At 63.5% G+C, this 26210-nt stretch carries 27 protein-coding genes; 13 read left to right on the forward strand and 14 right to left on the reverse strand.

The genetic code is table 11. The features are described from left to right. Positions 1–32 precede the first annotated feature (32 nt). Together ACQKPZ_RS07325 and ACQKPZ_RS07330 are read left to right on the forward strand one after the other, a co-directional pair. The gene (locus ACQKPZ_RS07325) at positions 33–677 is read left to right on the forward strand and encodes a DUF2589 domain-containing protein (protein ID WP_427536518.1); all 645 of its coding nucleotides are present in this window, start codon (positions 33–35) and stop codon (positions 675–677) included. 76 nt (positions 678–753) lie between these two features. After that, complete coding sequence (locus tag ACQKPZ_RS07330; protein WP_427536520.1) at positions 754–1308, forward strand: DUF2589 domain-containing protein; 555 nt, start codon at positions 754–756, stop codon at positions 1306–1308. Positions 1309–1327: 19 nt separating this feature from the next. Here ACQKPZ_RS07330 and ACQKPZ_RS07335 read toward each other — a convergent pair whose 3' ends face one another. The 3 genes from ACQKPZ_RS07335 to ACQKPZ_RS07345 are packed head-to-tail and all read right to left on the reverse strand — an operon-like array spanning position 1328 to position 7444. Further along, the gene (locus tag ACQKPZ_RS07335; RefSeq protein WP_427536522.1) at positions 1328–5002 is read right to left on the reverse strand and encodes a translocation/assembly module TamB domain-containing protein; all 3675 of its coding nucleotides are present in this window, start codon (positions 5000–5002) and stop codon (positions 1328–1330) included. Beyond that, positions 4999–6741, reverse strand: coding sequence for an autotransporter assembly complex protein TamA (locus ACQKPZ_RS07340; protein ID WP_427536660.1), 1743 nt, complete (start codon positions 6739–6741; stop codon positions 4999–5001). The genes ACQKPZ_RS07335 and ACQKPZ_RS07340 overlap by 4 nt, the downstream gene beginning before the upstream one ends. A 52-nt stretch (positions 6742–6793) precedes the next feature. Continuing rightward, positions 6794–7444, reverse strand: coding sequence for a GNAT family N-acetyltransferase (locus tag ACQKPZ_RS07345; RefSeq protein WP_427536524.1), 651 nt, complete (start codon positions 7442–7444; stop codon positions 6794–6796). Positions 7445–7606: 162 nt separating this feature from the next. Here ACQKPZ_RS07345 and xthA point away from each other — a divergent pair, with 162 nt between their 5' ends. Then, positions 7607–8419 (forward strand): exodeoxyribonuclease III, encoded by an 813-nt coding sequence (gene xthA / locus ACQKPZ_RS07350; RefSeq protein WP_391133333.1) that lies wholly within the window; start codon positions 7607–7609, stop codon positions 8417–8419. 160 nt (positions 8420–8579) lie between these two features. Here xthA and ACQKPZ_RS07355 read toward each other — a convergent pair whose 3' ends face one another. After that, positions 8580–9332 (reverse strand): anti-sigma factor family protein, encoded by a 753-nt coding sequence (locus ACQKPZ_RS07355; protein ID WP_427536526.1) that lies wholly within the window; start codon positions 9330–9332, stop codon positions 8580–8582. Next, positions 9329–9850, reverse strand: coding sequence for a sigma-70 family RNA polymerase sigma factor (locus tag ACQKPZ_RS07360; protein WP_427536528.1), 522 nt, complete (start codon positions 9848–9850; stop codon positions 9329–9331). The genes ACQKPZ_RS07355 and ACQKPZ_RS07360 overlap by 4 nt, the downstream gene beginning before the upstream one ends. Before the next feature lie 124 nt (positions 9851–9974). On the opposite strand from ACQKPZ_RS07360, the gene ACQKPZ_RS07365 reads away from it, so the two are divergent. The 4 genes from ACQKPZ_RS07365 to ACQKPZ_RS07380 all read left to right on the forward strand — a co-directional run bounded on the left by ACQKPZ_RS07365 (position 9975) and on the right by ACQKPZ_RS07380 (position 13474). Then, positions 9975–11027 carry a catalase family peroxidase gene (locus ACQKPZ_RS07365; protein ID WP_427536662.1) on the forward strand — a complete coding sequence of 351 codons (1053 nt, stop codon included), beginning with the start codon at positions 9975–9977 and terminating at the stop codon, positions 11025–11027. Then, the gene (locus ACQKPZ_RS07370) at positions 11024–11557 is read left to right on the forward strand and encodes a cytochrome b (RefSeq protein WP_427536529.1); all 534 of its coding nucleotides are present in this window, start codon (positions 11024–11026) and stop codon (positions 11555–11557) included. Before ACQKPZ_RS07365 ends, ACQKPZ_RS07370 begins: the two co-directional genes overlap by 4 nt. Before the next feature lie 85 nt (positions 11558–11642). After that, positions 11643–12848, forward strand: a complete 1206-nt coding sequence (locus ACQKPZ_RS07375) for an MFS transporter (protein ID WP_427536531.1) — start codon at positions 11643–11645, stop codon at positions 12846–12848. 80 nt (positions 12849–12928) lie between these two features. Beyond that, complete coding sequence (locus tag ACQKPZ_RS07380) at positions 12929–13474, forward strand: cupin domain-containing protein (protein ID WP_391133318.1); 546 nt, start codon at positions 12929–12931, stop codon at positions 13472–13474. Between the two features lie 220 nt (positions 13475–13694). Here the strand turns inward: ACQKPZ_RS07380 and ACQKPZ_RS07385 are convergent, their stop codons facing one another. Beyond that, on the reverse strand, positions 13695–14294 hold the full coding sequence (locus tag ACQKPZ_RS07385; protein WP_427536533.1) for a 2-hydroxychromene-2-carboxylate isomerase: 600 nt from the start codon (positions 14292–14294) through the stop codon (positions 13695–13697). A 29-nt stretch (positions 14295–14323) separates the two neighbouring features. After that, positions 14324–15055 carry an SDR family oxidoreductase gene (locus ACQKPZ_RS07390; RefSeq protein ID WP_427536535.1) on the reverse strand — a complete coding sequence of 244 codons (732 nt, stop codon included), beginning with the start codon at positions 15053–15055 and terminating at the stop codon, positions 14324–14326. An 89-nt stretch (positions 15056–15144) separates the two neighbouring features. On the opposite strand from ACQKPZ_RS07390, the gene ACQKPZ_RS07395 reads away from it, so the two are divergent. After that, a complete protein-coding gene (locus ACQKPZ_RS07395) occupies positions 15145–15708 on the forward strand; it encodes a TetR/AcrR family transcriptional regulator (RefSeq protein ID WP_427536537.1) in 564 nt (187 codons plus the stop codon). Next, on the forward strand, positions 15695–16288 hold the full coding sequence (locus ACQKPZ_RS07400) for a DUF4157 domain-containing protein (protein WP_427536539.1): 594 nt from the start codon (positions 15695–15697) through the stop codon (positions 16286–16288). The genes ACQKPZ_RS07395 and ACQKPZ_RS07400 overlap by 14 nt, the downstream gene beginning before the upstream one ends. 153 nt (positions 16289–16441) lie before the next feature. Here the strand turns inward: ACQKPZ_RS07400 and ACQKPZ_RS07405 are convergent, their stop codons facing one another. Continuing rightward, positions 16442–17434, reverse strand: a complete 993-nt coding sequence (locus ACQKPZ_RS07405; RefSeq protein ID WP_427536541.1) for a bile acid:sodium symporter family protein — start codon at positions 17432–17434, stop codon at positions 16442–16444. A gap of 119 nt (positions 17435–17553) precedes the next feature. Between ACQKPZ_RS07405 and ampC the strand changes: the two genes are divergently transcribed. Next, positions 17554–18696 (forward strand): class C beta-lactamase, encoded by a 1143-nt coding sequence (gene ampC / locus ACQKPZ_RS07410; RefSeq protein WP_427536543.1) that lies wholly within the window; start codon positions 17554–17556, stop codon positions 18694–18696. A 301-nt stretch (positions 18697–18997) separates the two neighbouring features. Continuing rightward, complete coding sequence (locus ACQKPZ_RS07415; protein ID WP_284353762.1) at positions 18998–19330, forward strand: hypothetical protein; 333 nt, start codon at positions 18998–19000, stop codon at positions 19328–19330. Positions 19331–19376: 46 nt separating this feature from the next. Here ACQKPZ_RS07415 and ACQKPZ_RS07420 read toward each other — a convergent pair whose 3' ends face one another. From ACQKPZ_RS07420 to ACQKPZ_RS07445, 6 genes are all read right to left on the reverse strand, one after another. Continuing rightward, entirely contained in the window at positions 19377–19688 is a 312-nt protein-coding gene (locus ACQKPZ_RS07420) for a hypothetical protein (protein WP_427536545.1), read from the reverse strand. A gap of 143 nt (positions 19689–19831) precedes the next feature. Beyond that, a complete protein-coding gene (locus ACQKPZ_RS07425) occupies positions 19832–20020 on the reverse strand; it encodes a hypothetical protein (protein ID WP_003253897.1) in 189 nt (62 codons plus the stop codon). Positions 20021–20158: 138 nt separating this feature from the next. Further along, on the reverse strand, positions 20159–20479 hold the full coding sequence (locus ACQKPZ_RS07430) for a YbjQ family protein (RefSeq protein WP_003258990.1): 321 nt from the start codon (positions 20477–20479) through the stop codon (positions 20159–20161). Positions 20480–20548: 69 nt separating this feature from the next. Beyond that, complete coding sequence (locus ACQKPZ_RS07435) at positions 20549–21433, reverse strand: EamA family transporter (protein ID WP_427536547.1); 885 nt, start codon at positions 21431–21433, stop codon at positions 20549–20551. 171 nt (positions 21434–21604) lie between these two features. Beyond that, the gene (locus tag ACQKPZ_RS07440) at positions 21605–22360 is read right to left on the reverse strand and encodes a class II aldolase/adducin family protein (RefSeq protein ID WP_427536549.1); all 756 of its coding nucleotides are present in this window, start codon (positions 22358–22360) and stop codon (positions 21605–21607) included. Between the two features lie 33 nt (positions 22361–22393). Further along, entirely contained in the window at positions 22394–23437 is a 1044-nt protein-coding gene (locus tag ACQKPZ_RS07445; RefSeq protein ID WP_427536551.1) for an ABC transporter substrate-binding protein, read from the reverse strand. Between the two features lie 177 nt (positions 23438–23614). Between ACQKPZ_RS07445 and ACQKPZ_RS07450 the strand changes: the two genes are divergently transcribed. Together ACQKPZ_RS07450 and ACQKPZ_RS07455 are read left to right on the forward strand one after the other, a co-directional pair. Further along, positions 23615–25567 (forward strand): FAD-dependent oxidoreductase, encoded by a 1953-nt coding sequence (locus ACQKPZ_RS07450; RefSeq protein ID WP_427536553.1) that lies wholly within the window; start codon positions 23615–23617, stop codon positions 25565–25567. 39 nt (positions 25568–25606) lie between these two features. After that, positions 25607–26206, forward strand: coding sequence for a helix-turn-helix domain-containing protein (locus tag ACQKPZ_RS07455; RefSeq protein WP_403202520.1), 600 nt, complete (start codon positions 25607–25609; stop codon positions 26204–26206). Positions 26207–26210 lie beyond the last annotated feature (4 nt).

The following is a 26210-nucleotide window of genomic DNA, read 5'->3' on the forward strand; positions in this document are numbered from 1 at the left end:
CCGCCCCCTCAACACAACAAGAGCAACCCAGCATGTCGATAGATAACAGCTTGATCGGATCCGTCATCAACGCCCTGCCCATGGACCGCATGATCGCAGGCCCTTTACAGGCCATGGTGCAGGCGCAGGTCACAGCCAGCAAATCGTACGCCGACTTCCTGATGCAGGTGTGCGTGCAGGACGGCAAGGCCGTGGCCATCCAGTTCGACTACGACGAGACCATCGTCGACGAACAGGGCGAATACAAAGGTGTGGTCAGCAAGACCATGAAAGTGCCGCTGCTGGCCGCCATCACCCACCCGAACATCTCCATCGATGAAGGTACTGTCGAGTTCGAACTGATCATCAACCAGATGTCGGAAGACAACTCCAGCACGGAAATGGGGGCCGAGGTGACCGGCTCACTGGGCTGGGGGCCGTTCAAGCTGAACGTAAGGGGCAGCGTCAGCCACAAGTCCTCGCAGACGCGTAAAACCGACACCCGCGCCCGCTACGCCTTCAACACGACAATGAGGCGCCAGGAACCCCCTGAAGCGATGATGAGGGTGATCGAGTTTCTTACCGATGCTGCGACCAAGCCAACCGTGATCAAAACGGCTGAACTCGCAAGCCCGGACGAGATTTCCCAGGCAGACAGGTTGAAAGGGCCCCAACCTGAAAGCACCCCGATCCCGTAACGCGCCAAGGCCTCATACAACAGCCCCTCCTGAACGGCCAACGGAGGGGCACAATCCGGCTTGAGGAGTGGAACAATTGCAAAAGCCCCCTGCCCCCATGACGTCCCTTGACCTGCGGGAGATCACCCGCGGGCTGCAAGAAGCTGCAAGCGCCACCAACAGCCTGATTGCGCAGCAATACATCAACCTGTTCGACCAGTTCTTCGAGTGTGACCCCGAGGCGCTGGGCGCCCCCATGAAAGCCAAGATGGTAGAAGTGGCCATGGATGGGCAGCACATCATGCGCGTGCCCTTGTTTGCATTGGTGTCGCCCAAAGGCCTGGCCCTGGAGCGCATGCAGGTGGACCTGTCCGTTCGGGTCAAAGGCACCGAAGCACAGCAGGCGCTGATGAATGCAGACGGTAACCAGGCCGCAAGTTTCAAGGTCACTATTGGTGGCCATGGCCGCCAGGGTGAGAACCGTGACCCGGACGAAGTGCAGATCCGCATGCAATTCCAGGCCAGCGAGCCCCCCGAAGCCCTGAACCGGTTAATCGAGGAATACACCGGCCTGATCGTGCCAGTACGCACGCCCAAACTGCCACCCTCGCCCGACACCAATGAATTTATCGAGGCGGCCACCGTGCGTTGATGGCCACCTCGCCACCGCATCAGAAATCGCGCTTGTAGAAGATGTCCAGCGAGCTCGCCAGCCCACTGGCAGCCTCCAGGTACACCTTCTTGCTCAGCTTGTAGCGCAACGCGATGGTGTTCGCGGGCTCGAACACACCTACGCCGTAACGCAGGCTCAGTTTTTCAGTGATGTTGCCGCTGGCCACAACGCTGGTGCTATTGCCCGAACCCTCGGTGTCCAGCTGGAAGTCATCAATACCCAAGCTCGATGCCAGGCTGCCGGTAATGCCGGCGCTGCCGGCCAGCCCCAGGCCCAACGCCGCTTCCGCCAGCATGTTGTTGTCCTCGCCAGAGTTGCCCAGGGGCCTCCCCAGCACAAGGTACGACAACGCTTGCTCCTGGCTCATGGCAGGTTCCGAAAATACCTTGGTGGTCGGTTGCTCGGCACTGCCGCTCAGGCGGATACCGGCAATTACGTCATCGACCGTACGGATGGCTTCGATGTCCAGGTAGGGCTGGTCGATCGGGCCGGCGAACAGCAAGCGCGCGCGGCGAATGGTCAGGCGCTGGCCGTAGGCACGGTAGCGGCCGTCGGCCAGGCTCAACTCGCCACGGGTATCGAGGTTGTCGCCTATATGCACGTGGCCAAGCAGGTTGGCGGTCAGGCCAAAGCCACTGAACGACAACTTGTCGCGGCCTACTTCCACATCAATGTCCATGGCCATGGCCATGGGCGGCTTGCCCTCTTCAGTCTGGTGGCCGACGATCACCGTGTCATCCGACACCTTTACGGTCGACGGCGGCAGCTCGCGCACGGTGATCTTGCCCTTGGGCACTTGCACCTTGCCGGTCACCGCCAGCTTGTCGTCGACCAGGCGCAAGGTCAGGTCCGGGGCGACCTCCAGCGTTGCATAGGGCTCGACCGTGACTGGCAATTGCTGGCCTTGCAGGCGCAGGTCCATGCCCAGCGCCTGGCCCCACGTCAGGTTGCCGGCAAGCTGGCCGCGGCCTGCATCACCACTGCGCCAGCTGCCATTGAGTTGCACCTGTTCGCCAGCAATCAGCGCCTGCAATGACAAGCCTTCAAGACTCACCGGTAGCTCGACGCCACTGACCTCGCCGCCGCTTAGCACCAGGTTGCCGTTCACCTGCGGTGCCAGCAAGGTGCCCGACAGCTGACCACTGCCATTGAGCTGCCCGGCCAGGCGTTCGACCATCGGCACGAACGGACGGGCCACCGACAGGTCCAGGCCGGCCAGGCGGAAATCGCCCGACAGCGGCTTGTTCTTGCCCAGCGGGTCGAGGCGAGTATTGACGTTCAATTCACCCAGGCGCTCCCCCCGGAAGGCCAGACGGGTGCCGATGCGCCGTGGGGCCAGGGTGCTGTCCACACGCAGCGTCTGGTAAGGGAAATCGACCCAGCGGCCTTTGTCGCGCACGCGCAGGGTGCCGCCGCTGGCATCGACGACAATGTTGCCTTTAGGGCCACTGGCCGGGATATCCATGTTGATATCGGCATTAAGCAGGCCTTGCCAGGCAAAATCCTTTGGCAGCCATTGAGCAAGGCTGTCGAGCGGGAACTGCTTGAGGTGATAGCGCAAGCGCGGCTCAGGCGCCAGACGCTGGTCGTCACCACACAGGCTGGCTTGGCCGGAGCGCCAGCAATGGGCACCGAAATCCAGCTGGCCGCTGGCCAGACGCTGCAGGCGTGCCGGCGCTTGCAACTGCCAATCCTGGCCACCGGCCCGGATGCGCCCACTGGCCAGGCGCCCACGCCAGTCACCCTTGCTCAGCTGGCCATCCACGCCGAGGTCGAGCTTCAGTTGCGGGCCATCCAGTGCCAGGGTCAAGGCCTGCTGACGAATGTCCCCTTTGCCGTTGGCCTGTAGCGTGCCGAGTGCCGTATCGCCCAGGTGAATACCCGTGGCCTTGAGATCGATCACGCCTCGCTGGGCATTGTCCAGGCGGGCATCCAGATCCAGTTGCTGCAAACGGTTTTCGGCCTGGGCCAGGCGCTGCCCCTGCAAGGTCAGCGTACCTTGCGGGGCTTGCAGGGTGCCCGCTACATCCAGCCGGCCCTTGACCTGGCCCTGCAGCCGTGGCCATAGCTGGCCCAGGCGAGGCAGGTCGAGGTCGATGCGCCCAGCCAAGCGCTGCTGCAAACTGCCACTGCCGTTGATACGGTTGTCACCCAGCTGGATCGCCAGGGCGCCGAGCGTCCAGCTTTGCCCCGCCCCCTGGGCTTCGGCCTTGAGCACGGCCGGCTGGCCGCGCAGGCGGCCCTTGAGGTCAAGCTGGGCATCGAGGGTGAGCACTTCCCCCTTCATCTCCCCCTTGCTGCGCAGTGGCCCCGCCAGGGTGCCCGGCAGCTCGGCCAGCCAATAGGCAGGGTCCAGTGCCGAAAGCTGCAGGTCTACGTCCCACGCCAGGGTGTCGGCAAAGCGAACGGCAACGCTGCCGGCAGCCTTGCCTTGCCCAGCGGTCAGCGCCACCTGCGGCAGTTTCACCTGGCCCAGGTCGCCTTCGAACGGGCTGGCCAGGCTGAATGCACCTGCGGGGCCGTCGAGATCGCCCTTGAAGGTGCCCTGGTAGTTGCCATCGCGGTAGTGCACCTGGGTATTGAAGCGCTTGAGGGTAACTTCAGGCGGTGTCTCCAGCGGGTACAAGCGCAGCCACGGAAAATCCTGCCAGTCCATTTGCGCATCAGCGGTCAGGCCTTGCTGCCAGTTCACAGTGGCCTGAAGCTTGACGCGCTGAGTGTCGCTGGCGGTCAGGTCGAGGGCGTCAACCTTCGCCCCTTTGCTGTCGACCAATCCGGATAACGCCAACGCAATCGGTGACTGCTCAGCCGGCAGGCTAGCCGAACCCGACAATTGATACCCTTTGAGCAGATCGCCCTTGGCCTCGAGCTTCAGCTGATTCAGTTGCAAGGTATCGGGCAACGAGCCAGCCGGCTTGAACGCCTCGGAGCGGATCTGCAGAGTCGCGGGCAGGTGTTCTGCCAGCGCTTGCAACTGCCCGCTCAACGTGGCATCGAGGTAACCGCTGCTGGTGCCGGCAAGCTCGAGGGTATGTTGCAGTTCGCCCGTTGCGGTCAGCGCCAGCTGCCAGGGTTTGCCCTCAACCGCAGGCAACTGCAACTGCGCCTGAAGCTGCACCGGCCAGGCACCTTCTGGCTTCAAGTCGCCTTGCAGGCTCAATTGCAAGTCATCGCGCTGCAGGTGCAGGCTGTCGATGCGCATGCCAGTACCGGTCCAGTGCGCCGCAAGTTGCAAGTCGCCAAGCAGGTCGCTGCCATCCAGCCGCAACTGGCCGACCTTGACTTCACCCAGTTCAATGGCCAGTGGCAAGCGCAGCGCTGGCAGTTGCAGCGGGCCACTGTCGGCTTGCTCGGCACTTGGTGCAAATGCCATGTCGATGCGTTGTGCCTGCAACTGGTCGATGCACAACGTGGCGCGCATCAGGCACGCGGGCGACCAGGCCAGCAGCGGCGACTGCACCTCTACCGTGCTGCCGCCATCGGTCCAGCGCAGCGTGCTGGCTTGCCAGCTGCCCGCCAGATGGCCCTGGAAGTCGGTTACCTCAAGCCCGGGCACCTTGCCCAGCGCCCAGCGGCTGCCGGCCTCGGTACCCAGCAACAGGCCCAGTGCCAGGCTCAGGCTGGCAACGACCCCGAGCAAGCCTGTAACAATGTATTTGATCACGCGTTTCACAGCTCGGGCCCCATGGAAAAGTGCAGGCGAATGCCCCCTTCGTCATCCAGCGCCTTGGCCAGGTCCAGGCGCAGCGGCCCGACCGGTGATACCCAACGCACACCAAAACCGACACCGGTCTTGAGGCTGGGTAGCTCGAGGGTGTTGAACGAGTTGCCTTGGTCGACAAACGTCGCAATACGCCACTTTTCGGTCAGCGAATACTGGTACTCGACACTGCCGGCTACCAGGTAGCGCCCGCCGATGCGGTCGCCATCGCTGTTTTTCGGTGACAGGGTCTGATAGTCGTAGCCCCGCACGCTCTGGTCGCCACCGGCGAAGAAGCGCAGCGACGGCGGGATGTTGTTCTTGAAGCCATTGGTCGCACTGCCGCCGAACTGCACACGGCCGAGCAGGCGGTGGTTGTGACCAAGCGTTGTAAGGCCCTTGAGCAGCACGTTGCCGTGCAGCAGGTTGGTGTCGGAAACCAGCCCCTCCTTGGCCCCCTGCACATCGAATTGCAGGCGGTAGCCGTTGTGCGGGTCAATACGGTTGTCGCTGCGCAGGAAGGAATAGCTCACCCCCGGCATCAGCAGGTTGCTCAACCCGGAGTCGTCACCCAGGCGATATTCCTCGCGCTGGTACTTGAGCGAAATGACACGCTGCCAGCCGCTGGGCAGCTTGCTGTGCCACTCAGGGCCGACGGTCAACAGCTTGCTGAGGGTATCGGTACCGGCAATCTCCTCGTTCTGGTAGCCGCCGGCAAAGCGCAACTTGTCGGTCAGTGGCGGGTCAAGGGGAATGTCGTACCACAGGCCAACGTTCTGCCGGGGTGCCGAGAGCTCGGTTTCCCAGCCATAACTGTGGCCCTGCGGGTTTACCCAATGGCGGGTCCAGTTGGCCTTGCCGCGCGGCCCGACGTCGGTCGAGAACCCCAGGCCCAGGCCCATGGTGCGTGGCTTGCGGGTTTCCAGGTGGACATCTACAGGGATTTCCTCGCCCACGGCGGCGGTCGGCGCAGCATCCACCCGTACGCCTTCGAAATAGCCACTTGACTGCAGGTCGTTGTTCAGTTCGGCGATCAGTTCCGAATCGTAGGGCGTTCCCGGCTTGAATGAGACCATGCGCTGCAGCAGGTCGTCGTCCAGCGGTGTGTCGCCACCGAAGGTGACGGCGCCCAGGTGATAGCGTGGGCCACTCTGGTAGACCAGTTCGATATCCGCCACACCCGCCTGCGGGTCGACCGCCAGGCGCTGGCGGCTGAAGCGGCCACTGAAGAAACCATAGCGCGAGGCCTGGTTCTGGATCAGCCGCTTGGCATCTTCGTAATGGCCATGGTTGAGTTGTTCGCCCGCACGCAGCGCCTTGCTGTCGGGTACGCGGAAGGCCTTCATTTCGCTGGCTGGGCCTTCGATACGCACGGTAACGTTACGCAGGCGAATCGGCTCGCCCGGGTTGATGTTGAGGATCAGTTGTGGGGAGTGGTCGGCGTCTTTGGGGGGCTTGACCTCGGTATCGATCTGCGCCTGATAGTAGCCAAGTGCCTGCGCGGCTTTGCGCGCCTGCTCCTCTGCCCCGCGACTGAAGCGCAGCAGCGCTTCTTCGTCGCGGTCACCCAACGTGCCTATATAGCCTTCGACATTGGCCTTGAGCGCCTTGTTGGCTGGTTTAACCTTCACCAGCAACTCGCTCTGGCCCCATGCTGCGAAACTGGCGGCCCAGAAAACCAGGCCCCAGGTCAATCTTCCTGAATACGTCATGCGGCGCATGCTACCAGAGCCAGGCGCTCAAGGGAGCAGCCTGGCCGCCTGCTCAGGCAAAAGCCGAATTTGATGAGACCGGATTGGGATGGAAGAACACCCTTTCACGGATTGGTCCTACAGCCACCTCGCCAATTTCTTCATAGCCCTGGCGCTGGTAAAACGCCAGGTAATGCTCGTTGCCGGTGTCCAGCACCACGCCCTGGGTACCGGGGTCGTCCGCGCACCAGTCATGCACCGCTTGTAACAATTGCTCGCCGTAGTGCTTGCCCTGGAATTGCGGGTGCACCCCCAGCAATGGCAACACATGTACCTGGTCGGTGGGCAAGCACGTGGCCAGGGCGGCCTGGTAGTCCATGTAGCGCCGCGTGCAGCGCAGGCCAGTGCCCAGGATCATCCGCAGGCGCCAGGCCCAGCTGTCGGCCACGCCCAGCCGGCGCATCGGCGGCACGATCAGGGCCAGGGCGATCAGGCGGTCTTCCACCAGCAAGCCAATGGCAGGCAGTTGCAAGTAGAAGTGCTGGCGCACCCACTCGCGCACCATCACCCGCAAGCGCTGCTCATACCCTGGGCGCTGGGCTTCGAAGATATAGGCAAAGGTAGGTTCGTTGCGGTAGGCGTTGTACAGCAGCGAACGCGCCTCGCGGCTGAAACCGTCATCGAGCAGGCAGATACGAGCCGGGGCGGCAGTGGTTTCGGGCATTGCGGGCAGACCTCCTGGAATGGGCGTACAAGGCCTTGGAGGTGCCGCACCGCGTATCGTTCACCCCCTTTGGCACGTTAGCAGCTGAATACCCAGGCTGCCACGCTGGTGATGACGGGCGATGTCGGCTAGCATCGCGCCTTTTACCGGGATTGTCTTTCCATGAAGATCGTCTGTTTCAACATCAACGGCCTGCGGGCCCGCCCGCACCAGTTGGCGGCGCTGATCGAAAAGCACCAGCCAGACGTGATCGGCCTGCAGGAAACCAAGGTCAGCGACGATCAGTTCCCGCTCGCCGACGTACAGGCACTGGGTTATCACGTGCACTACCACGGCCAAAAGGGCCACTACGGCGTGGCCCTGCTGTCGCGCCAGGCACCGCTGAGCCTGCACAAGGGCTTTGCCACTGATGAAGAAGACGCACAGCGCCGCTTTATCTGGGGCACCTTCGCCGATGCCGATGGCAACCCGATCACCATCATGAACGGCTATTTCCCCCAGGGCGAAAGCCGCGACCACCCTACCAAGTTCCCGGCCAAGCAGCGCTTCTACAGTGACCTGCAGGCACTGCTGGAGGGCCAGTTCCGCAATGACCAGCCACTGCTGGTAATGGGCGACATGAACATCTCGCCGCAGGACTGCGACATCGGCATTGGCCCGGACAACGCCAAGCGCTGGCTAAAGACCGGCAAATGCAGCTTCCTGCCGGAAGAGCGTGAGTGGATGGAACGGTTGAAAGGCTGGGGGCTGGTCGATAGTTTCCGCCACCTGCACCCTGACGTGACCGACCGTTTCAGCTGGTTCGACTACCGCAGCCGCGGCTTTGAGGACGATCCCAAGCGTGGCCTGCGCATCGACCTGATCATGGCCTCGCAGCACCTGGTACCGCGGATCAAGGCGGCGGGCGTGGACTATGAACTGCGCGGGATGGAAAAGCCTTCGGACCATGCGCCGATCTGGCTGGAACTGGGCTGACCTCCGAGGCACCATCGGGGCTGCTTTGCAGCCCATCGCAGGCAAGCCAGCTCCCACAGGGACCGCGCGACTCCTGAGACTGACGCGTTACCTGTGGGAGCTGGCTTGCCTGCGATGGGCCGCACAGCGGCCCCGGCAATCTTGCCGGCGAAACGAATATTCACAACCCCAACCGCAACGCCTCCCCCACCCCCGCCCCACGCACATCATCCGCCGCACTGACCAAGGCAAAATTGTAAGCCCCATGCGACCAGTAGCGCGCCTCCAACTGCCCATCGACCCGCTGCCCGTCCGGCATGCGCCGGTAAAGCTCGCCCGGTGAACGCAGAAACAGGCTGATGCGCTGACCCTTGCCATCTTCAAACACCAGCAGCGCCGCCGGCCCTTGTTCGTTGCTGAGCAAGCGCGCCCCCACCGGTTTGAAGCCATAGCCCGCCAAATCCGGTAACTGGCCCACGCGGCTGAAATGGCGCCCCAGCCAGTCACGCAACTGCCCCGGGTCACTGGCCTGGATATCCAGCGCCTCGCTGGCGGCAAACAAACGATGGGCCTGGACGGCATCGGCCATGGGTAGCTCGACACGCGCCAAGGAAGCATCGCGCACCTGCCAGCCGCCGACCCCACCAACGCCCACTGCCAGCATCAGCACCGCCGCCGCCGCCCAACGCCGTTGCCGACGCTGGCGCAATTGCCGACGCAACTGACCAAGGTCCAGCTGCGCCGCCCCAGGCAGCTCACCAAACCCGGCCAGCGCCGTACGCAGCCGTCGGGCATCGGCGCGCCAGCCCTCTACTCGCTGGGCAACCTGCGGGTTCGCCGCCAGCCAAGCCTGCACCTCGGCTCGACGCACAGGCTCCAGGCGCTCATCGACGTAAGCATGCAATTCGTCTTCACTGGGGATCAGACGGGTCATTTCAGTCTCCGCAAGGCCGGTGGCTGGGGGTTGCCCTCGGTCAGTTCGCGCAAGGCACTGCGGGCCCGCGACAGGCGCGACATCACAGTACCAATGGGGATGCCCAAGGCCTCGGCGGCCTCCTTGTAACTCAAGCCTTCGATGCTCACCAGTAGCAACAAGGCACGCTGTTCGGTGGTTAACCGGGCAAACGCCTGTAAGTCAGCTTGAGCCAGGACAATGGATTCGAGGTTGTCGCCGGCCGGTTCTTCCTCACGTTCGCCACGCCCAAACCAGGACAGCCACCGCGCATGCAGGCGGTCGCGGCGCTTACCATCCAGGAACAGCCGATAGAGAATGGTGAACAGCCAGGCCCGCAGCGCCTCGGCGTCACGTTGCTGGTCGCGCCGGCTCAGCGCCCGCTCGACCGTGGCCTGCACCAGGTCGTCGGCGCTGCCAGGCTCGCGGGTCAGCCACACGGCAAAGCGGCGCAAGCGGGCCAGCAGTTCGCGCCACTGATGGTCGTCCAGATCGTGCATGGCAAAGTTCCAGGCGTTGAGGTTGTCAGTGTAAAAGGCAGACGCCCGGCAGGAAAATCTATTCCCGCCGATGGAATAAGTTTTTCCTTGCGCCGTCGTACCGGCACACTCACCCAACCGGACGATAACCATGAACCCACCCTTGCACGGCCCGGCCAAAGCCTTGCGCCTGGCCGCCATCGGCGCCGTGATGCTGGCCGCAGGCGCCGGCTTTGCCTATGCCGCCGGCTGGCTCGGCGAAACCCGGCTGACGCCACAGCGCATCATCGACACCTTCGAGGCCCAGGCCGGGCACTACCCGGGCTACCGAAAAAACCACGCCAAGGGCTTGTGCGTCAGCGGTTACTTCCAGGCCAGCGGGCAGGCTGCCAACCTGTCCACGGCGCGCGTGTTCAGCCAGGCGCGCGTGCCGGTGATCGGCCGTTTCGCCATTGGCGGTGCCAACCCGTTCGCCCCGGACACCGGCATCCCCGTGCGCAGCCTGGCCATCCAGCTGAGCACTGACGACGGGCAGGTCTGGCGCACTGGCATGAACAACCCGCCAGTGCTGGCGGTCAGCACGCCCCAAGGGTTCTACGAGCAAGTACTGGCGGGCACGCCCGACCCCGCCACCGGCAAGCCGAACCCTGCCAGCATGCAGGCGTTCTTCGCCGCTCACCCGGAAAGTGCTGCGTTTCGCCAATGGGCGGCGGGCTACAAGCCCAGTAACAGCTTTGCCAGCACGCAGTACCACAGCATCAATGCCTTTTTGCTGATTGACGCAGACGGCAGGCGCCACCCCGTGCGTTGGCAGCTTGAGCCCCAGGCTGCGTTTGCCGCATTGCCCGGTCAGGTCGATGACAAGCAATTCCTGCAACACGACCTGCAGCAACGCCTGGCCCAAGGCCCGCTGCGCTGGACCCTGCGCCTGGTGCTGGCCGAACCCGGCGATGCGGTGGACGACCCTGCCCGCCCCTGGCCTGCCGAGCGGCGCAGTGTAGACGCCGGCACCTTGGTGCTGGAGCAGGTCGACGCCCCGGAACAGGGAGCATGCCGAGACCTCAACTTTGACCCGCTGATCCTGCCTAGGGGTATCGAGGCCTCTGCCGACCCAATCCTCGCCGCCCGTTCGGCTGCCTATTCGGAATCGTTCAACCGCCGCAGCCGCGAATCGCTCGGCACCGGAGCCCGCCCATGAAACCCGACGCCTTCCACCCGTTCGCCCGCCTGCTGCACTGGCTGATGGCCGTGCTGATCCTGGCCATGCTGTTCATTGGTGTGAGCATGGTTGCCGACCTGTCGACACGCCACCCAGTACTGATCGGGCTACACAAGGCCACCGGCCTGGCGCTGCTGATGCTGGTGCTATTACGCATTGGCGTGCGCCTGGCCGTGCCTCATCCGCCCTTGCCGCGAGACCTGCCTGCCTTGCAGCGTTGGGCCGCCGGCGCATCGCACCTGGTGCTCTATGGCCTGATGCTGGCCATGCCGCTACTGGGCTGGGCCATGCTGTCGGCCGGCGACTACCCTCGCCCGTTGGGCTTGCCTGCCATCGCCCCGCACAACTTGCAACTGTATGCCGTGCTGCGCATGGCGCACGGTTGGGCCGGCTACCTGCTTTTCGCCACGGTACTGGTGCATGTGGCTGCCGCCTTGATGCACGCGTGGGTGCGCCGTGACGGCGTGTTGCGTAGCATGTGGCCTGGCCCCCTGCGCCGCAACGAATGACATGCAGCAGCCCGGGGCATTAGACAAACGACAATCATTCTTAATAAGATCGGCGCTCTTTTTGCCGCACTGCCCTGGACTGCCCATGAACGTTGCAAAGGATCCTGCAAGACTTTTACCCGCTAATACACTGGACCTGCGCCCGCTGCTGGTGGCCAACATGGCCTGTACCATGTCGATGATGGCCTTTGTCGCCCTGATCGGCCCGATTGCCCGCCAACTCGGCATGGCCACCTGGCAGGCCGGCGCCGCCGTGACGGTCGCCGGCGTGGTCTGGGTGCTGCTGGCGCGCCCCTGGGGCCGTGCAGCTGACCGCTTGGGCCGCCGGCGCATCCTGCTGCTGGGCACCGCCGGCTTCACCCTGGCCTACTGGCTGCTGTGCCTGTTCGTCGAAGGTGCGCTGCGCTGGATGCCGGGGGCGACCGCAGCATTCATAGGTCTGATGGTCGCACGCGGCTGTATCGGTGCCTTCTATGCCGCCATCCCGGTAGGCGGCAACGCGCTGATTGCCGATCACATCGAACCGCAGCGCCGGGCACGGGCCATGGCCTCGCTGGGGGCGGCCAACGCCGTCGGCCTGGTGGTCGGGCCGGCGCTGGCGGCGCTGCTGGCGCGGCACAGCCTGAGCCTGCCGTTCCATATCATGTCACTGCTGCCGGCTACTGCGTTTCTCGTGCTGCTGTTCACCCTCAAGCCACAGACCCTGCCCCACAACCATGCCCCCAGCCCGGTGCGGTTGAACGACCCACGCTTGCGCCGGCCCTTGCTGGTGGCATTCAGCGCCATGCTGAGTGTTACCGTTTCGCAGATCATTGTCGGCTTCTTCGCCCTCGACCGCCTGCACCTGGGGCCAGCAGAAGCTGCGCAGGCGGCCGGCATCGCGCTGACCACCGTTGGCGTGGCGCTGATGCTGTCGCAGGTGCTGCTGCGCAAACTGGAATGGCCGCCGCTGAAAATGATCCGGGTGGGTGCCACTGTTTCGGCGCTTGGCTTTGCCTGCGGCTCGCTCGCTACCAGCGCACCGATGCTATGGGCCTGCTACTTCGTCGCAGCGGCCGGCATGGGCTTCGTATTCCCATCGTTTTCAGCGCTGGCAGCCAATGCCATGCAGGCCTCCGAGCAAGGGGCCACAGCCGGCTCCATTGGCGCGGCCCAAGGCATGGGGGCAGTGATCGGGCCGCTGGCAGGCACGTTGGTCTATGCACTCGATCCGCGCCTGCCATTCCTGGCCGTGGCCGTGCTGTTGCTGCTGGTCGGCCTGTGGCCGATGCCGCGTGAACAGCGGGTTTGAAAGCACAGCGCGCAAGCGACCAGAGTGTGTTTTAATGCGCATCGCTCATTATTATTGACACCTCTGATTACAAGGCGGCTATGGACACGGGGACGCGACTCAAACTGGTGCGTGAACGCAACAACCTCTCCCAACGGGAACTGGCCCGCCGCAGCGGGCTGACCAATTCGACGATCTCGCAGATCGAGCAGAATCGCGTCAGCCCTTCGGTCAGCTCCCTCAAAAAGCTGCTCGAAGGCATCCCGATGAGCCTGGCAGAGTTTTTCAGCTTCGACGAGCCGGTACGCGAGGAGCGCTACGTGTTCCGTGGTGGCGAACAGCCAGACCTGGGCCGCAATGGCCTGCGCATGCTACTGGTGGGTGCCAGTGTCGAGGGCCGGCAGATGCGCATGCTGCGTGAGCTGTATGCCCCCGGTGCCGACTCGGGCGATCCAATCGTACACGCCGAGGGCGAGGAATGTGGCCTGGTCACCCGGGGCACCGTTGAGCTGTGGGTCGATGGCCAGGTCAGCGTACTGAATTCGGGCGACGGGTATTACATCCCCACTACCCTGCCGCACAGCTTCAAGAACATCGGCCAGGACGAAGCCGAGATCATCAGCGCAAACACGCCGGCGAATTTCTGACTGTTTGATGCGCAGTGCATGGCGGGTGCACCGCGTACCCTGTGGGAGCGGGCGTGTCGAGGCGTCGAACCGCCGCCAAGAATCCAACGCGGTGCATGGCACCGGCTGCGCCGGTGTTCGCGGGCACGCCCGCTCCCACAGGGTCCCTGCTAAATCAGTAAGTGATGTGTAGTTCTATGGAAGAGCAGCTGGCCCGCCCCCACAGGTACAGCCGTAACGCTCAAGCTGGATGCGACAGCGCCTCCTCGACAAAGTCCAGACGGTCCTGCCCAAAGAACATCGCCTCGCCAACAAAGCAGGTCGGTGCGCCGAAAACCCCGCGCCCGACCGCAGCCTCGGTCGCCTGCTTGAGCGCTGCTTTTACTTCGCCGTCCGCCCCCACGGCATGAAAAGCCTGCGGATCGAAGCCTGCCTGGGCCAGTGTTTCATCCAGGACTGCGCTGTCGCTCAGGTTGCGGCGCTGCACCCACAACCCGTTGAACAGCGTGGCCAACAACGCCTCGAACCGCTCCGGTGAATGCATCTGCGTGCCCATCACGCCGCGCATCAGGCTCAGCGTATTGACCGGAAAACCTGACGGCATGCCAAACGGCACCCCATAGCGTGCGGCAAAGCGTGCCAGGTCGGTGAACATGTAGCGCCCCTTGGCCGGGATCATGGCCGGCGACGCATTGCCGGTTGCCTGGAACACCCCGCCCAGCAGCATTGGCCGGTAACGCAGCGTGGCGCCCTGGCGGTCACACAGGCCGGGCAACTGGGTCCAGGCCAGGTAACTGGCCGGGCTGCCCAGGTCAAAATAGAAATCGACAGTCTTGTGCATGGTTTCGGTCCTTGCTCGGTGAAAGGGGCTTACCAGCGTTCCATCCAGGGACGCAGGTCCAGCTCGAAGGTCCAGGCGTCGCGCGGCTGGGCGTGCAGGAACCAGTAACTGTCGGCAATGTGCGCCGGGGCGAGGATGCCATCCTGGTCCTTGAGGGCATAGCGCTCGGGGAAGGTGTCACGAATGAAGGCGGTGTCGATGGCCCCATCCACCACCACATGTGCAACATGGATGTTCCGCGGGCCAAGCTCGCGTGCCATGCTCTGGGCCAGCGCACGCAAGCCATGTTTGGCCCCGGCGAACGCCGCAAAACCCGCCGCCCCGCGGGTTCCCGCAGTGGCGCCGGTGAACAGGATGGTGCCGCGCTCACGCTGAACCATGCGCCGGGCAACCGCCTGGGCGGTGAGAAAGCCGGCAAAACAGGCCATTTCCCAGATCTTGAAGTATTTGCGCGGGGTTTCTTCAAGAATGCTACAGGGCACATTCGCGCCGATATTAAAGACAAATGCCTCGATCGGGCCGATATCGCGCTCGATAGTCTCGACCAATGCTGCAACTTCATCTTCCTTGCGGGCATCGGAACCAAAGCCGTGGGCCTGGCCGCCCGCGGCGCGTATTTCGTCCAGCAGCGGTTGCAGCTTTTCAGCCTGGCGCCGAGTCACGCAGGCAATGTAGCCCTCACGGGCGAACCGCTTGGCAATCTCGCCACCGGTCGCGTCGCCCGCACCGATCACCAGCACCACTTTTTGTTGTTCTGCCATGCCTGCCTCCATTGGTGAATGATCGTTTAGTAAACGAACGCTATGTTATGATCCCCGTCATCGTCAAGCCCGCCTGCAGAGGCAAGTGAATGCGTTATTCCAACGAACACAAGCAACAGACCCGCGAACGGTTGCTGAGCAGTAGCGGCGCGCTGGCCAAGCGCGGGGGCTTTTCCAGCACCGGTGTGGCCGGGCTGATGAAGGCAATCGGCCTGACCGGCGGCGCGTTTTACAACCACTTCCCATCAAAGGACGACCTGTTCACCGAAGTCGTGCGACAAGAACTGTGCAACAGCCCACTGGCGCGCCTGGCCAACCAAGGTGCCAGCCGTGAACGCCTGGGTCGCTGCCTGCAGCAGTACCTGAGCCTGGCCCACTTGTACAACGCCGAAGGTGGCTGCCCGCTACCGCCGTTGGGGGTCGAAATCGCCAGGGCTCCAGCGCCGGTGCGCGAAGAGGCCGAACATTGGCTGGTCGAACTGCACCAGGCCTGGAGCGCAACACTGGAGGATGAGCAACTAGCCTGGGTGCTGATCAGCCAGTGCGTCGGTGCGTTGATGGTCGGCCGCATGCTGGCCACTGAAACAGTGCAGTCGCAAGTGCTGGACGCGAGCCGCCAGTTTGTCGAAAAGGCCTTGCATGAAGTGGATTAGTGCAGCGCTGGGGTTGCTGCTGGCATTGCCTGCATTCGCCGAACAAGCTTGTCCGCCAGGCCAGTACCAGGTGTGCCTGATGGGCTGTTTTTGTGCGCCGATCGACCCAGGGCAGGCCGGCCAGATTCTCAAGGATGTAGAAGTCATGGCTTCGTCCAGCCTGGCGTTTGCTTTGCGCCAGGCCAGGGACGAGGCCACCGCCAGCGGCGTGCAGCCCATCCCGCTTCATATCCGCGCGCAGCTCGAAGCCTGGTACGACTTTGCCGTGCTCGACGCAGCCCGTTACCGGGTAGGTGACGAGCAGCAGATGAGCGCGGCCAATGCGCTGCTGCAAAACCCCGACGTGAATGCCGTGACGCTGATCGATACGATCATTTTCCGCCGGGCGGGCGATGCCGAAGACAACGTGGCCTTGTGGGCGCACGAGTTGAAGCATGTGCAGCAGTATCAGGAACTGGGCGTGGAGGAATTTGCCCGGCGCTACACGCGCGACTATGACGCGCTAGAGGGGCCGGCCTACAAGATCGAGGCCGAGGTGGGCAAGGCCTTGCGCGAACGCGCTTCGGGCCAAGCCCGCTGATATCCGTTCCTACGCGATCCCTGTGTAGGAGCGGCCTTGTGTCGCGATGGGCTGCAACGCAGCCCCGGCAATATCAGCAGCGACTCTGAATAAGGGGCTGCTTTGCAGCCCATCGCGACACAAGGCCGCTCCTACAAGGGACCGCGTATGTGCTTAGGACGCAGCCGAAGCCTTTTCAGCTACCTGTTCACGGCTGGCATAGCGCTGCGCCAACACTGCACAGACCATCAGCTGGATCTGGTGGAACAGCATCAGCGGCAGGATCATCGCGCCAATACCACTGCCCACGAACAGCACCTGGGCCATGGGCACCCCGGTGGCCAGGCTTTTCTTGGAGCCGGCGAACAGGATGGTGATACGGTCTTCAAGGTCAAAGCCCAGCAGCTTGCCAAGCACACGAGTGCCGAACAGCACCACCGCCAGCAGAATCCCGCATACGGCGAACAACCCGGCCAGGTGCTGCGGCGATACTGTGTGCCACAACCCGGTGACCACGGCTTCGCTGAAAGCGGTGTACACCACCAACAGGATCGAGCCCTGGTCCACCACCTTGAGCCAGCGCGCATTGCGCTTGACCCAGGCACCAATCCAGCGCCGCGCAATCTGCCCGGCAACGAACGGTACCAGCAGCTGCAGGGTGATCTTCAGCACGGCATCCAGACCAGAACCCGTGTCACCACTGGCGCCCAGCAACATCATCACCAGCAACGGGGTCAGGAAGATGCCCAGCAGGCTGGACGCCGCTGCGCTGCAAATGGCTGCCGGCACATTACCGCGGGCCAGCGAGGTGAAGGCGATGGCCGACTGCACGGTGGCCGGCAAGGCGCACAGGTAGAGCACACCCAGGTACAGCTCGTTACCCACCAGCGGCAGGAACAGGGGCTTGAACGCCAGGCCCAGCAGCGGGAACAGCACGAACGTGCAGGAGAACACCAGCAAGTGCAGACGCCAGTGCCCGGCACCGGCAATGATCGCCTCACGCGAAAGCTTGGCCCCATGCAGGAAGAACAGCAGGCCGATGGCCAGGTTGGTCAGCCAGCCAAAATAGACTGCGCCGCCACCCGAGCAAGGCAGCACGGTGGCGATCAGAACCACCCCGAGCAACGCCAGGGTGAAATTGTCGAATAACATGCGCAAGTACTTCATCACTGTGTCCATCTTGTCATTGTGCAAGGGCAGACGATAAGGTCTTCGGCTTTTTACCGCTAACGCCGGAACCCCCACCGGTATCGCTCAACGGACACGTTCCACAAAAGGACCCTGCCATGCTCCTCTCTCGCCTGGCCGCGCTTGCGGCCGCCATCACCCTTGCACTGGGCCACGCCAGCGCCCAGGCTGACGACCAGCTGCAAGCCAAGGTAGACCGTATCATCCGCCCACTGATGCAGGAGCAAGGCATCAGCGGCATGGCCGTGGCCATCTATGCCCGCGACCACGCGCACTACTTCAGCTACGGCGTGGCCAGCAAAGCCGACAATGTGCCGGTAAGCCGAGACACGCTGTTCGAGATCGGCTCGCTGAGCAAGACCTACACGGCCACACTGGCCGCGCTGGCCAGTGCCGAGGGCAAGCTGGACCTCGCGGCCCAGGCCAAGCGCTATCACCCGGCACTGGCCGGAACACCCCTTGGTGACGCCAGCGTGCTGGACCTCGGTGCCTACAGTGCAGATTGCCTGCCGTTGCAGTTCCCTGACGAAGTACAGACCCCGCAACAAGTCGTCGACTTCTTCCGCCACTGGCAACCCCGCGCCAAGCCCGGTACGCAGCGCTGCTACTCCAACCCCAGCCTTGGCTTGTTCGGCGACCTGGCCGCACGCGCACAGCATCAACCGTTTTCCACGCTGATGACTGACGGCCTGCTGGCGAAAATGGGCCTGAAAACCACCTACCTGCATGTCCCGGCCAGCGCCAAGGGGCTTTATGCCCAAGGCTACGACGCCGCCGACAAACCGGTGCGCGTCGGCCCCGGCCCCTACGCCGACGAGGCTTACGGCATCAAGACCAGCGCCAGCGACCTGCTGCGCTACGTGCGCCTGAACATGCAGCCACAGGGCCTGCCACCGGCGCTTGTCAAAGCCACCGAGATCACCCGGCAGGGCTATTTCCAGGTCGGCGCCATGACCCAGGGCCTGGGTTGGGAGCGCTACCCCTACCCCGTCACGCTGGCCACCCTGATCGATGGCAACAGCCCGCGGCTGATCCGTGAACCGCAGGCAACCACGCGCTTGCAACCGGCCCTGCCGGCACAAGCGGCCGCCTGGTACAACAAGACCGGTTCAACCAACGGCTTCGGTGCCTATGCCGCGTTTGTGCCCTCTGAGCAACTGGCTGTCGTGCTGCTGGCTAACCGAAATTACCCGAACGAAGCGCGGGTTCGCGCCGCCTTCGAAATACTGTCCGGGCTTTAGCAGGAGCAGCGATTGTCGAACAAAATGACAAAAATGTAGTGCCAAAAAATATTCACTACAAAATGATTGACGCCGCTCATCGCCCTTGTGCATGATGAAGCCGTCTCCCTGATCGGGAGCGGTGGCAAGGGTGTTCCAGACGGCTTGCGCGGTAACGCAGGCCGTCCGTGGAGAGGGAACTGTCCAAAAGGCAGCGTGAGAAAGCCCCTGTTGCGATGCTGCTGTAGCAGCCTTGGTAGTGCGCTACACCGTGGTAGCGCCAACTGTGAAAAATCACCTACGAATGGGTAATGGGGGCTTTATGATGAACTTGAACAACAATCCGACCATCGATCAACTGGCGCAGCTGTTTGCCGTACGCAAGGACAGCCTTGACGACCACTTGCTGTGGGTCAGCCAAACCGGTGAGGTGCGGCTCGACCGCCTGCCACCGAACACTATCGAAGATGAATTTGAAGAGCACCTGCCCAGCATGCGTGCCCGCTTCAAGGTCTACCGCCGTGGCCAGGGCTACGTCGGCAAGAAGGCCGCCGCCGACACCGAGTTCGTTGGCCGCGTGCTGCAGACCCTGCAACAAGAATGGCCCGCTGCCCGTGAGCAGCAGGCAGTCAAGGTGATCGAACCGCTTAACTGAGGGTTCCCGCCTTTACCTGAGCCCGGCCCACTTTGGCCGGGCTTTTTCATGCCTGGCGCCGGTGGCTGCGGGTTTGCGGCAAAGGCAAGGCTCCGGTTGCCATGGCCCGGGCACGGTCGACACCCCATACCAGGGCGCGGGTCATGGTCTCCCCGGGGCGTGCGGGGTAGTACTCCTCCAGCATTGCGCGGCCATCCTTGGCATACAACCCCAGAAACAGCTGGGTCGCCCCCAGGCGTGACAGGCGTACCTGCACATCCAGCGTGGTACCGTCACTGAGGGCTTCGTCGTGGCTGCGGCTATGCAGTTGGGCATCGGCCCACTGCCAATAGGTCTGTTCCCTGACTCGCATGAGCATTCAATCCTCCGTTACTGGAATGCCCCACCAGAAAAGCACAACCTCGGCCAGCCGGCGAGTGCTACCGGGCGATGCCATGAGGCGGATCAACAAAGCGCAATAAAAACCCCGCCATTGGGCGGGGTCTTGAGCTGGATGCAGGTTCACTTCTTCAGCGGAACCCGCGGCATGAAGCGGCCTTTTTTACTGCGCTGCAGGTGTGCAGGCTGAAGTTGTTCGGAATCATCCAGCGTCATATGGGCGAAGCCCAGACGGAAGGCCGCCTGGCCACAACGCACCTGGCTGTTGATCGGGAACGCGTCATTCAGGTCTTCGAAAAAGGATTCGCTCATGCCCTGTCTCCCTCCAGTGGCGGACGCGCCAGCAGCCAGAAAAGCTGCCAAGAAAACGCGGCCTGTGAAAGTGAGACTAGCCGGTCATTTGCGGACTGCCCGGGCAAGCGCCCGACAGCCGACCAGTGGCAGACCGCTCTACTTCAAACGCACCGCCGTGCCAGTGGCGAATACCACGACCATGCCGCCCTGCACCGACGGCATGCTGATCTCGAAATCCACACCCACTACCGCATCGGCTTGCAACTGGCGTGCCCGCGCCTTGAGTTCTTCGGTGGCCTGCTCGCGGGCCTCGCGCAGGGCGCTCTCCAGCGTTTGCGAGCGGCCACCAAAGAAATCACGAAACCGTGCAAAGAAATCGCGCACGAAGTTGATACCCTGCACCGATTCGGAGCTGACCACGCCCAGGTATTCGGCAATCGGGCGGCCTTCGAGCTGGCTGGTGGTGGAAATGATCATGAAAGCGCTCCATTGGCCTGGCAAAAGAGGCCGATTCTAACAGAGCGCCGCCCTGCCTATTTGTGTGGCTTACGCGCTGGCCGCCCGCAGGCGTTGGCCAATACGCGCACCGAACACGTTTACCAGCAAACCCGCCATCACCAGCAGGGCACCCCAGCCCTGGGTTGCGGTCAGGCGCTCACCCAGTAGCAGCGCCGACGAACTCAAGCCAATCACCGGCACCAGCAGCGAGAACGGCGCCACTTTGCCAGCCGGGTGGCGCGACAGCAGTTTGCTCCACAGGCTGTAGCCGAGCATGGTGGCGACAAAGGCCAGATACGCCAGGGCCAGCACCGAGCTCCAGCTGATGTTGGCCAGGGCATGGCCAATACGCTCAGGCCCTTCCAGCCACCAGGACAACGCCAGGAACGGCAGTGGCGGAATCAGGCCACCCCAGATCACCAGCGCCACCAGGTCGACCGAACCAAAACGCCGGGTGATGATGTTGCCCAAGCCCCACATGGCACCACCGCACAGGGTCAGCACCAGCGCCAGCATGGGCACATGGCCGCCATCTTCACTGCCGATCAACGCCAGGCCGCTGGCGGCCACCAGCAGCCCCAGTACGCTGGCCAGGCGCAACCGCTCACCGAGGAACAACGCGGCGAAGCCCAGGGTGAAGAATGCTTGCGACTGCAGAATCAACGAGGCAAGCCCCGGTGGCATGCCGCTGTACATGGCCTGGAAAAGGAAGGCGAACTGACCCAGCGATATCGTCGCACCGTAGGCAATCAACCAGCGCCAGGGCAGTTTGGGCCGTTTGACCAGCAAGATCGCCGGAAACGCCACCAACAAGAAGCGCAGCGCACCCAGCAGCATCGGCGGCAGGCCGTCGAGGCCAACCTTGATGACCACGAAGTTGACTCCCCAGGCGACAATCACCACCAGGGCGATGAGCAGGTCCTTGAGCGGCATTGCGGCTTCCTTCTTCAGGCTTTTCTAGACATATTTCGTTACAGCATAAGGCTATTCCTTTTGCAGGCAGCAGTACAGTTGAGGCTAAGGGTTGCGCAACAGTGCGACTGTTATCTTATGTGCGGCTACACGGCCGCCGTATGAGCAGCCGTGCGGTTTTGCAAAGTCGTGTCAGTCCCGGTAGCCAGGCGCTACCTTGTCCAGCATCCGCAACAGCGCTGCCCAAGCCAGTTGCAGCGCATCCGGGTCTGCCAGTTCCCCTTGCTTCAACCCCCTGCCCGGCTCGTTGAACTGCCGCTCGGTATGTGCGCACACCGCCTGGGGTGGCAGAACCAGTTGCCCGGCACTCTGCGCCGCCAACTGGATCTCACACGCTTTCTCCAGGTAGTACATCCGCAGGAACGCTTCGGCCACGCTGCGGCCGGTGGTCAGCAGGCCATGGTTGCGCAGGATCATGACCGGCTTGTCGCCCAGGTCGGCCACCAGCCGCTGCTGCTCATCCATATCCAGCGCGATCCCTTCGTAGGCGTGGTAAGCCACCTTGCCGTAAAACTCCATGGACATCTGGTTGACCGGCAGCAGCCCGCACTCCAGCGCCGCCACCGCGCAGCCTGTGCGCGTATGCGTGTGCAGCACGCACTGGGCATCTTCGCGGGCGGCATGAATGGCGCTGTGAATCACGAACCCGGCCGGGTTGACCGGGTGCGGGGTGGGCTCCACCGGCCTGCCCTGCAAGTCGATTTTCACCAGGCTGGAGGCCGTGATCTCGTCGAACAGCAGGCCGTACGGGTTGATGAGGAAGTGATGCTCCGGCCCAGGCAAGCGCAGGGATATATGGGTGAAGATCAGGTCGCTCATGCGAAAGTGCGCGATCAACCGATAACAGGCTGCCAGCTCCTGGCGCAAACGCTGTTCCATTGCGGTCATGGTTGTTGCCCCTGTAAATGAAGTGGCGAGAGACTACTTGGTCGCCCAGGCATTGAAACGTTGCTCCAGTTCTTCGCCATGGTCCACCCAAAACGCCACATTCATTGCCAGCGCCCCTTGCAGGTTCTGCGGTGAAGTAGGCACCCAACTGGCCAAGGCCGGGTCGAGCCTGGCAGCAGCCTGGATGTTGGTTGGCCCATAGGGGATCTGCTGCACATAACGCAGCTGGGTATCGGGCTGGTTGGCATAGGCGATCAGCCGCTTGGCCTGGTCGACATGCCGCGAGCCTTTGATGATTGCCCAGTAATCCATGCCATACAGGCTGCCGGGCCAGACCACTGCCAGCGGGCTGCCCTGCTGCGCCGCCACCGCGATACGCCCGCTGTAGGTGGAGGTCATTACCACATCGCCGGCGGCCAGCCATTGCGCCGGCTGGGCACCCGCGTCCCACCACTGGATGTAGGGCTTGAGTTCACTCAATTTGGCGAAGGCACGTTCAACCCCGGCTGGCGTCGACAATACCTGGTAGACATCCTCGACCTTGACCCCATCGGCCAGCAGGGCGAACTCCAGGTTGTACACCGCACGTTTGCGCAGGCCGCGCTTGCCCGGGTACTTGTTCACGTCCCAGAAGTCGGCCCACGAGGTGGGTGCCTGGGCCAGCTTGTTGCGGTCATAGGCAATGGCCACGCTCCATACCAACGCAGCCGAACCGCAGTCCTGTGCTGCATCGGGGATCAGTTCGGCGGCGTGGCCCAGGCGCTGCCAGTCCAGGTGCTCGTACACACCTTCGTCACAGCCGCGCATCAGGTCCGGGCCTTCGATCTGCACCACGTCCCAGTCGACATTGCCGGTGTCGGCCATGACCTGGATGCGCGCCATCTCACCGTTGTATTCGCTCTGGATCAGCTTGCTGCCGTCCTGCGCACTGAACGGCTTGAAGATCGCCTCGTCCTGGGCTTTCTGACCCGCGCCGCCATAAGCGACTACAACCATCTCTGGTGCGGCTTGCGCACAACCCAGGCCAAGCGCGAGCAATGCTGCGCAAAGGCCATTCACGCGTGGGAATACCTGCATCGTAGTTGCCTCCTGCCGGTGCCCGGAGGGCCCGATTTCTTGTTGTTGTGAGGTCACGCCCTCGCTGTGAGGGTGAACAGAAGCTAGTCGCGCATCAGTTAAAAAACAAGTTGATTTTTTACTGGAGCTACACTTTCATAAACAAAACAAGAACAACACCGCACCGGAGCCGCCTGTATGCAGACCGCCTTCCCTCACCTGTTCGAAGCCTTGCAGATCCGCGGCAAACGCTTGAAGAACCGCATCATGTCCACCGGCCACGACACCTGCCTGCCCACCGACAATCTGGTCAACGACAAACTGATCGCGTACCAGCGCGACCGCGCTGCCGGCGGGGTTGGCCTGATCGTGCTGCAAGTTGCCGGGGTGCATGACAGTGCCCGCTACACCTCACATGTGCTGATGGCTACCGACGATGCCTGCATTGACGGCTACCGCCAGCTTGCCGAGGCCTGCCATGCGCACGGCACCGTGGTGCTGTCGCAACTGTTTCACCCCGGGCGGGAGATCATGGAGTCGGCAGACGGGCTGCTGGCGGTGGCCTACTCCGCATCGTCGGTGCCCAACGAACGCTTCCGGGTAATGCCACGCGCACTGGACCAGGCGATGATCGACGAAATCGTCCACGGCTACGCCAGCGCCGCCCGGCGCCTGCATCAGGCCGGACTGGATGGGGTCGAGGTGGTGGCAAGCCACGGCTACCTGCCCGCGCAGTTCCTCAACCCGCGGGTGAACCTGCGCAGCGACGGCTACAACGGCGAACTGGAACAGCGCCTGAGGTTCCTGCGTGAGGTGCTGGCCGCCGTGCGCGCCGCCACCGACGAGCAGTTCATCATCGGCGTGCGTATCAGTGCCGACGAACGCGACGACCAAGGGCTGAGCGAGGACGAATCGCTGGCCGCAGCGGTAGCCCTGCAAAGCCAGCTCGACTACCTGCACATCGTTGCCGGCACCTCGGCGTCCCTGGGGGGTGCGGTGCATATCGTTCCACCCATGGCCATCGAGCCGGCCTACCTGGCCCGGGAGGCTGCCACCTTCAAGCAGCAACTGGATATCCCGCTGTTCGTGACCGGGCGCATCAACCAGCCTCAGGAAGCCGAACTGATCCTGGCCCGTGGCCAGGCCGATGTCTGCGGCATGACCCGTGCACTGATCTGCGACCCGCTGATGCCGAGCAAGACCGAGCGCGGCCAGGTCGAGGACGTGCGCGCCTGCATCGCCTGCAACCAGGCCTGCATCGGCCATTTCCATCGCGGCCTGGCCATTTCCTGCATCCAGCGGCCCGAAACCGGTCGCGAGTTGCAATACGGCCAGCTAACGCCCACCACCACGCCCAAACGCATCCTCGTCGCCGGTGGCGGGCCCGCCGGCATGAAGGCCGCCGCCGTGGCCGCGGCACGCGGGCATAAGGTCACGCTGTACGAGGCCGGCCCTCAGCTCGGTGGCCAGGTGCTGCTGGCCCAGCTACTGCCACGGCGCAGCGAGTTCGGTGGCGCCAGCACCAACCTGCAACGGGAAATGGCCCTGGCCGGTGTGGAAGTTGTCCGCAATACGCGAGTGGACCGCGCCCTGGTCGAGCGCGAACGCCCCGACCTGGTCATCGCCGCCACCGGTGCCACCCCCTACTGGCCGGCGTTCGAGCGCACCGGCGAGCTGCAAGTGGTCGACGCCTGGCAAGTACTGCGCAATGAAGTGAAGCTGGGGCGTTCGGTGCTGGTGATTGACTGGCGTTGCGACTGGATCGGCCCCGGTATTGCCGAACGCCTGGTACGCGAAGGGCATCAGGTGCAGCTTGCGGTCAACGGCACCCATTGCGGCGAAAGCCTGCCGCTGTACGTACGTGACCAGCTGGCCGGCGAGCTGCATCGCCTGGGCATCCCGATCACTCCGTATGCGCGCCTGTATGGTAGCGACGACAATACGGTGTACCTGCAGCACACCGCCAGCGGCGAGCCGATGATCTTCGAGGGTATCGACACTTTGGTGCTGTGCCTGGGGCATCAGCCGGAAGACAGCCTGGCCAGCGAGCTGGCGGGCCTGGTGGAAGTGCGCCGCGTTGGCGACTGCCTGGCGCCGCGCACCGCTGAAGAAGCGATTCACGACGGCCTGACGGTTGCCTGGTCGCTCTGAGGCTGTACATACTGCGGCTTTTACGATGGACCGACGTGCATGAGCCAACTCCCCCAGCCCCCCGCCAGCGAAGCCGGGGGCCCTGCGCCGCAGTTTCTGGGCACCCGCATCCGCGGCCTGCGCAAGCGCCGCGGCATGACCCTGGCGGAGCTGGCCGCGCACAGTGAACTGACCGCGGGCTACATCAGCCAACTGGAGCGCAACCTTTCCTATCCGTCGATCCCGGCGCTGTTCAACATCGCCCGCAGCCTGGGCGTGACCATCCAGTGGTTCTTCGCCAGTGAGGCCACCACCGCACCCGAGGACCAGGGCTATGTGGTGCGGCGCAACAGCCGCCTGAGCGTGCATTACGAGGATGGCATCGTCGATCAGCTGCTCACGCCCCAGCCCAACCGCCAGCTGGAGATCTTGCACTCACGCTTCCCGCCGGGCACCTACAGCCAGCAAAGCTACAGCCATGAGGGCGAAGAAGCCGGCTACATTCTCAGCGGCAGCTTCGAGCTGTGGGTGGGCGAGCGGCATTTTCAGCTGGGTGAAGGCGACAGTTTCAGCTTTTCCAGCCAGGAACCCCACCGCTACGGCAACCCCGGTGAAGTGGATGCCGTAGTGATCTGGGTAATTACGCCGCCGACATTCTGAGTTG

Source organism: Pseudomonas sp. NPDC089547 (assembly GCF_050280665.1).
GTDB lineage: Bacteria > Pseudomonadota > Gammaproteobacteria > Pseudomonadales > Pseudomonadaceae > Aquipseudomonas.